The sequence below is a fragment of the Maricaulis sp. genome, assembly GCF_034670125.1.
Taxonomy (GTDB): Bacteria; Pseudomonadota; Alphaproteobacteria; order Caulobacterales; family Maricaulaceae; genus Maricaulis.
Map to the genome: position 1 here is coordinate 65,761 of NZ_JAXMOC010000011.1, position 6,198 is coordinate 71,958.

Sequence of the window (6,198 nt, forward strand, 5' to 3'; positions counted from 1 at the left end):
TGCATCATCGGGTGACTATCTCGATGGCGAGCGTGATCCAGAATGCCAGCAGGGTGACGACGCCCGCCGCGAAGGCATAGAAGCGCCAGCGCAGATGATTGCTGGTCGTGTGAATGAAGGCATGGACGATGCGCAAACCCGCCCAGACCCAGGCCAGCGCCAGAAGGATCGGCCCACCGACCCCCAGCATGATCGCCAGGACCACGCCGACGTAGAACAGGATCGGCGTTTCCAACTGGTTGTGGAACGCATTGGAGACCTGCTGGACCTTTTTCGGCCACGCCATTTGACCGAGCATGATATCAGCCGGTTTGACCTTGCCGGCGGCAATCGAGCCCGTGCGCAGGAAGGCGGTGGCGAACAACAGCACGAAGGTCAAGGCGACTTGTACCAGCAGCGGATGGATCAAAGCATCAGACATCAGGCTTCTCCTTGAAAAGAATGGATGGAAGCGGGGTAGCCACCCCGCCGCCGCCCGGCAATCACTGCCCGGGCATGGCCTCCATGCGAAGATGGCGGCTTGCCCTGACCGTTTGGATGATCAGCTGGTAGTCGGATAATTCGGCGCTTCGCGGGTGATCTTGACGTCGTGGACATGGCTCTCGCGCAGACCGGCATTGGTGATGCGCACGAATTGCGCCCGCTCGTGCAGGTCGGCAATCGTCTTGGAACCGGTATAGCCCATCGCCGCGCGCAGTCCGCCGACCATCTGGTGCAGAATCGGTCCGACCGGGCCCTTGTAGGGCACCTGGCCTTCAATCCCCTCGGGCACCAGCTTCATGCGCTCTGTGTCCTTCTGGAAATAGCGGTCGGCAGACCCCGCCGCCATGGCACCCAGCGACCCCATGCCGCGATAGGATTTGTAGGAACGACCCTGGTAGAGAAAGACCTCGCCCGGCGCTTCTTCCGTACCGGCCAGAAGCGAGCCGACCATCACGCAATGTGCCCCGGCCGCGATCGCCTTGGCCATGTCACCGGAAAACTTGATACCGCCATCGGCGATGATGCAGGCATCGGTTCCTTCAGCGGCGCGGCGCGCATCCATGATGGCGGTCAGCTGCGGCACGCCGACACCGGCGACGATGCGGGTGGTGCAGATAGAGCCCGGCCCGATACCCACCTTGACGCAATCCGCGCCCGCCTCGATCAGCGCCTTGGCGCCGTCATAAGTGGCGACATTGCCAGCCACGACGCGGGCCAGGCTGGAGGATTTCTTGACCCGGGTGACCTGGTCGAGAACCGACTGGCTCTGGCCGTGGGCCGTATCGATCACGATCACGTCGACACCGGCATCGATCAACGCCTCGGCGCGTTCAAAGCCACTATCACCGACCGTGGTCGCGGCGGCGCAGCGCAGCGCGCCCTGGGCGTCCTTGGCCGCATTGGGGAAGGCTTGCGCCTTTTCCATGTCCTTGACCGTGATCAGGCCGATACAGCGCCCCTCATCATCAACGACCAGCAGACGCTCGATCCGGTGCTTGTGCAGCTTGGCGCGGGCTTCATCCTGGGACGCGCCGACCTTCACCGTGACCACGTCGCGGGTCATCAGATTGCCGACCTTCTCATTGGGATCATCGGCAAAACGGACATCGCGATTGGTGATGATACCGACCAGCTTGCCCGGACGCGACGGCGTGGCGCCCTCGACGACGGGAATGCCGGAGATGCGGTGCTGGGCGATCAGGGCGCGCAGATCGGCGAGGGTCGCCTCCGGCGAGATCGTCACCGGATTGACCACCATGCCGCTCTCATAACGCTTCACCCGCCGCACTTCCTCGGCCTGCTCGGCGATGGTGAGATTGCGGTGGATGACGGCGAGACCGCCGGCCTGTGCCATGGCGATCGCCATGCCGCTCTCGGACACGGTATCCATGGCCGCGGCGAGCATGGGAATCTTCAGCGAAACATCGCTGGCCACGCGCGTTGCGACATTGGCATCGGCGGGAAGAACTTCGGACGGGCCCGGTTGCAAGAGCACATCATCGAAGGTGAGACCTTCACGAATCTCCATGGGAGACTCCTCATTGCTGCTTGCGGCGCGGCAATAAGCCGGATTCGAGCGCGTGGCAAGGGAGGGATGCGGACGGTCGCTGAATTGTCGTGGTTGGGGGGAAGTTGGGCGCCCCATTTCCGCGAGTTTGTCATCCCCGCGGGATGTCCGGCGCAGGCCGGACGCACGGCGGGGACCAACATCGAGGTCCCGGACTTGCGCCCGGCCTGCGCCGGGCGTCCATCCGGGATGACAATCAGCAGGATTGAGGCATTCCCCACAATCTCCCCGCCCCAATTCCGCCCGCAAATGACCTTGCCGCCTCCCCGCTCTCGCCTCGCCCGAGCGCTGGACTGACAAGGCGCCGGGTGAGGCTGGCGCGTTCCATCGGCCAATGGGGAGGCCCACATGCGTAACCGTTTTCGCAAGCGCGACGATCAGGCGGAGGTCAACATGACCCCGATGCTGGATATCGTCTTCATCCTGCTCATCTTCTTCATCGTCACCGCCACTTTCCTGTCAGAGGAGGGTGTGGACATGCGACCGCCACCGGCGTGTCAGGACGCGGGATGCGAGACGCCGAACCGGCCCGTGATCCTGATCCAGGTCGACGGCGACAACCAGATCTTCATCAATCAGGACCCGACCGACATCGAACGGGTTCTGGCCTCCGTCAATCGGCACAGGGCCGAAAATCCTGACAGCGCTGTCCTGCTGGAAGTTCATGACGAGAGCGACCACGGCGTGGTGGTCCGGATCTGGGATGATATGGGCGCCAATGGCGTGCCGGTCTCGATCCAGCGGACCGAAGGGGACGGGGCCTAGCCCCTAGCCCTTGAACCCCATCGCCACGACAAAGGTCTCGGCGCTTTCCGAGCGGCTGGCATCGGGCTTGAAGTGGCGGACCTTCTCGAAATTGGCTTTCAGGAAGTTGAGCAATTCACTGTCGGATCCGCCCTGGAAGACCTTGGCGATGAAGAAGCCGCCGGGCTTGAGGGTTTCGACCGCGAAATGGGCGGCGAGTTCGGCCAGGGCGACGATGCGCAAATGGTCGGTGGTCTTGTGACCCGTGGTCCAGGGCGCCAGGTCGGAAACAACCGCATCAGCGGCGCCGCCCATCTCGGCCTTCACCAGGCTGGGCGCATCCGCGTCGGTGAAGTCCTTTTCCAGCAGGGTCGCACCGGCGATGGCTTCCATTTCCAGCAAGTCGATGCCGACGACTTCGGAGGCACCGGACTTCAGCGCCACCTGCACCCAGCCGCCCGGCGCCGAGCCGAGATCGACCACGCGCATGCCCGGCCTGAGCAGTTTGAAGCGCTCGTCCAGTTGCAACAGCTTGTAGGCGGCGCGCGACCGATAGCCCTCCATCTGGGCTTTCTTGACATAGGGATCATTGAGCTGGCGCTGCAGCCAGCGGGTCGAGGACGACTTGCGCCCGCGTGCGGTTTTCACGCGCTCGAACATCTGCTTGGCCGCACGGGCGTCGCCGCCCTTCTTCATCGGACCGGAGCGGCGGCCGCGACGCTTGTCGCTGCTGCCCCAACCGGGCAGACCGGCCTGGTCCGGCGCACTCTCGCCAGCCGCCGGCGTTTCGCTGTCGGGTTGGTTGGTGTCAGACCCCTCGCCGTCGGGCGTGTCGTCTTCGGGTTTTTGATCGTCGTCGCTCATGCGTCTGATCCTGTCACATCCGGCGCCGCATCGCCCGCCTTCTTGCGGCGACGCCTGCGCTTCTTGGACTTTCGCATCAGATTGAGCAACATGCCTTCGCGCAAACCCCGGTCGCCGACCCGCAGCCGGTCGGCCGGCCACATCTCGGCCACCGCCTCATAGATCGCACAGCCCGCCAGCACCAGCTCGGCCCGGTCGGCGCCGATGGTCGGCTCTTGCGAGCGACCGTGAAAATCGAGCTCCCGCAAGCGCTTGCAGGCATCGAGCGCCTCTTCGCCACTCATCCACAACCCGTCCACCTTGGACCGGTCATAGCGCGGCAGACGCAGATGCACGCCGGCCATCGAGGTGACGGTTCCCGACGTGCCGACCAGATGGGCGCGGCCCTCATCGAAAATCGGCCGCATGGCCTTGGCGCCGCGCGGGGTCTTCATCAGGTCGCGGGCATAGGTCTTCATCTCCTGATACCAGTCGGCCCGGTCCTCGCGTTCGGGAAAGCGCTCCGACAGGGTGACCACGCCAACAGGTGTCGAGGTCCAGGATTTCATCGGCGGACGCCCGCCTGACTCGCGACCACCCCGACGGCGCCATTCGGCCAGATCGACCCAGGACAGCTCGGTCGAACCGCCGCCGATATCGATCACCAGCGCTGCATCGCGCTCTGCATCGAGCAGGTCGACGCAGCCATGTACGGCCAGACGCGCTTCCTCTTCCGCAGAGATGAGATCAAAGGTCAGTCCGGTCTCGCGCTCGACACGCTCGAGGAATTCGGCACCATTGTCGGCCATGCGGCAGGCTTGGGTAGCGATGGAGCGGTGCTTGACGACATTCTGACGGCGGATCTTGTCGGCGCAGACCTTCAGCGCCTCGACGGCCCGGTCCATGGCGCCTTGCGACAGCGCCCCCGACCCGGTAATCCCCTCGCCCAGCCGCACGACGCGCGAGAACGCATCGACGACATGGAAGCTGCTGCCGGACCGTTGGGCCAGCAGCATGCGGCAATTATTGGTTCCCAGATCGATCGCGCCGTACACGGGAGCCGGCGCGCGTTTGCGCCCTCTCCGCTTGCGTGCGGCGGCATCACTGCCCGGATCAGACCGGGACGATGGCTCCGCCATGATTTACCTCTTGCCGACCGGCGCGCCCCATCCGGGTTCGGGAGGCGCGGCTCGAATCGGGCTGTTTTTCTGTTGGTTGCAGAATACAAGGAAGTGATTGACCTGCAAGGATGCGTGACGTCTGGCAGTGCAGGCCGTAGCTTATTGCAAGAAACACCCTAGATAGGGTCCCGGCGCGCGAGGATGGTCCGCGCGCGTTCGAATATGCCAGAGTGTGTGCCAGAGTAAGATGCCATGATCATTCGCGACGCCAAATTCGGACTGGGCGATGTGGTTCGCCACCGGCTCTTCCCGTTTCGCGGGGTGGTGGTGGATGTGGATCCGCAATTTGCCAATACCGAGGAGTGGTATGAGTCCATTCCCGAAAACGTGCGTCCGTCCAAGGACCAGCCCTTCTACCATCTGCTCGCCGAGAACGAGGAAAGCTATTACGGCGCCTATGTCTCGGAAGGCAATCTCCTGCCCGACGCCGAAAACGGTCCGGTCGAGCATCCGCAGATCGCCGAGGCATTCGAGGGCTTTGACGGCACGCGCTACCAGCTGAAAATGACGCCGGACCAGGCGCACTAGGTGTCAAAGCCAAGCAGGTCGGCGCTGCGGAGGAGCTGCGATTCCCCGTCGACTGTGTGGACGAGGTCCCCCGGACAAGCCGGGGGATGACGGGGGTTTGGGGATATCGCGGGTAAAAGAGAGGCTGGCGCTGCGCGCCCAGCGATCCATAAATGGTGTGCGTCCCCGATTACTCTAACCAGCCCGGCTCTCCCTTCGGATTGCCCCGCCCGTCAAAATGACCACTCCGCGCCTCGATATCCCGCGACATTGCGGCCACAAGATTGCACCGCCAGTCCGGCGATTAATCGGTGCCTGTCACCATTTTTAGCAACAGCTTCGTTCAACTCTGAGCCGCCGAGATATCGGTGCGCCGAACGTCGATTCTACCTAGAATTCACATTCCTCTTCGAACAAGCAGACCTCGATCGCTTCCTCAACCGTTTCCCGGATCGCTTCTTCGACAATGCCTTCGATGTTCTCGGCGGGGTCAGATTGCAATTCGTCGATGACCTCTTCGATGACCAGGACAGCCGGCTGCACGGTCTGCGTGCCGTCTGGCATCGGAGCAGGACTTCCGGGGCAGTTTGGATTTTGCACCCACAACCCGACCCGCTCGTCAAAAGACCAGCAATCAACAGAACCGGCATTCGGCGCGGTCGGGGTTGGTGAAACCGTGTCAGCGTTCGGCAACGCGGACAGGCTCGGGCCATCATCCGTGATGTTGAGGTTCGGCTGGCCGCTCGTCGGAGCAGGACTTCCGGGGCAGTTTGGATTTTGCACCCACAACCCGACCCGCTCGTCAAAAGACCAGCAATCAACAGAACCGGCATTCGGCGCGGTCGGGGTTGGTGAAACCGTGTCAGCGTTCGG

7 protein-coding genes are annotated in these 6,198 nt (G+C 63.4%); 2 read left to right on the plus strand and 5 right to left on the minus strand.

The features are described from left to right. Positions 1-4: 4 nt before the first annotated feature. The gene (locus VOI18_RS14805; protein ID WP_323763191.1) at positions 5-421 is read right to left on the minus strand and encodes an MAPEG family protein; all 417 of its coding nucleotides are present in this window, start codon (positions 419-421) and stop codon (positions 5-7) included. A 120-nt stretch (positions 422-541) separates the two neighbouring features. After that, positions 542-2,011, minus strand: coding sequence for an IMP dehydrogenase (guaB, locus tag VOI18_RS14810; protein ID WP_323763192.1), 1,470 nt, complete (start codon positions 2,009-2,011; stop codon positions 542-544). A gap of 387 nt (positions 2,012-2,398) precedes the next feature. Here guaB and VOI18_RS14815 point away from each other — a divergent pair, with 387 nt between their 5' ends. Next, on the plus strand, positions 2,399-2,815 hold the full coding sequence (locus VOI18_RS14815) for a biopolymer transporter ExbD (protein ID WP_323763193.1): 417 nt from the start codon (positions 2,399-2,401) through the stop codon (positions 2,813-2,815). Positions 2,816-2,818: 3 nt separating this feature from the next. Here VOI18_RS14815 and VOI18_RS14820 read toward each other — a convergent pair whose 3' ends face one another. Both VOI18_RS14820 and VOI18_RS14825 read right to left on the minus strand, forming a co-directional pair. Further along, positions 2,819-3,658 (minus strand): RlmE family RNA methyltransferase, encoded by an 840-nt coding sequence (locus tag VOI18_RS14820; RefSeq protein ID WP_323763194.1) that lies wholly within the window; start codon positions 3,656-3,658, stop codon positions 2,819-2,821. Further along, positions 3,655-4,776 carry a Ppx/GppA phosphatase family protein gene (locus VOI18_RS14825; protein ID WP_323763195.1) on the minus strand — a complete coding sequence of 374 codons (1,122 nt, stop codon included), beginning with the start codon at positions 4,774-4,776 and terminating at the stop codon, positions 3,655-3,657. Before VOI18_RS14825 ends, VOI18_RS14820 begins: the two co-directional genes overlap by 4 nt. Before the next feature lie 234 nt (positions 4,777-5,010). Here VOI18_RS14825 and hspQ point away from each other — a divergent pair, with 234 nt between their 5' ends. Beyond that, positions 5,011-5,346, plus strand: a complete 336-nt coding sequence (gene hspQ, locus VOI18_RS14830) for a heat shock protein HspQ (RefSeq protein WP_323763196.1) — start codon at positions 5,011-5,013, stop codon at positions 5,344-5,346. Between the two features lie 369 nt (positions 5,347-5,715). Here hspQ and VOI18_RS14835 read toward each other — a convergent pair whose 3' ends face one another. After that, the gene (locus VOI18_RS14835) at positions 5,716-5,889 is read right to left on the minus strand and encodes a hypothetical protein (RefSeq protein ID WP_323763197.1); all 174 of its coding nucleotides are present in this window, start codon (positions 5,887-5,889) and stop codon (positions 5,716-5,718) included. Positions 5,890-6,198 lie beyond the last annotated feature (309 nt).

Bases quoted from the DNA above. Each gene is read 5' to 3' on its own strand.
- VOI18_RS14805 (WP_323763191.1), bottom strand. From the start codon at position 421: ATGTCTGATGCTTTGATCCATCCGCTGCTGGTACAAGTCGCCTTGACC.
- guaB (WP_323763192.1), bottom strand. From the start codon at position 2,011: ATGGAGATTCGTGAAGGTCTCACCTTCGATGATGTGCTCTTGCAACCG.
- VOI18_RS14815 (WP_323763193.1), top strand. From the start codon at position 2,399: ATGCGTAACCGTTTTCGCAAGCGCGACGATCAGGCGGAGGTCAACATG.
- VOI18_RS14820 (WP_323763194.1), bottom strand. From the start codon at position 3,658: ATGAGCGACGACGATCAAAAACCCGAAGACGACACGCCCGACGGCGAG.
- VOI18_RS14825 (WP_323763195.1), bottom strand. From the start codon at position 4,776: ATGGCGGAGCCATCGTCCCGGTCTGATCCGGGCAGTGATGCCGCCGCA.
- hspQ (WP_323763196.1), top strand. From the start codon at position 5,011: ATGATCATTCGCGACGCCAAATTCGGACTGGGCGATGTGGTTCGCCAC.
- VOI18_RS14835 (WP_323763197.1), bottom strand. From the start codon at position 5,889: ATGCCAGACGGCACGCAGACCGTGCAGCCGGCTGTCCTGGTCATCGAA.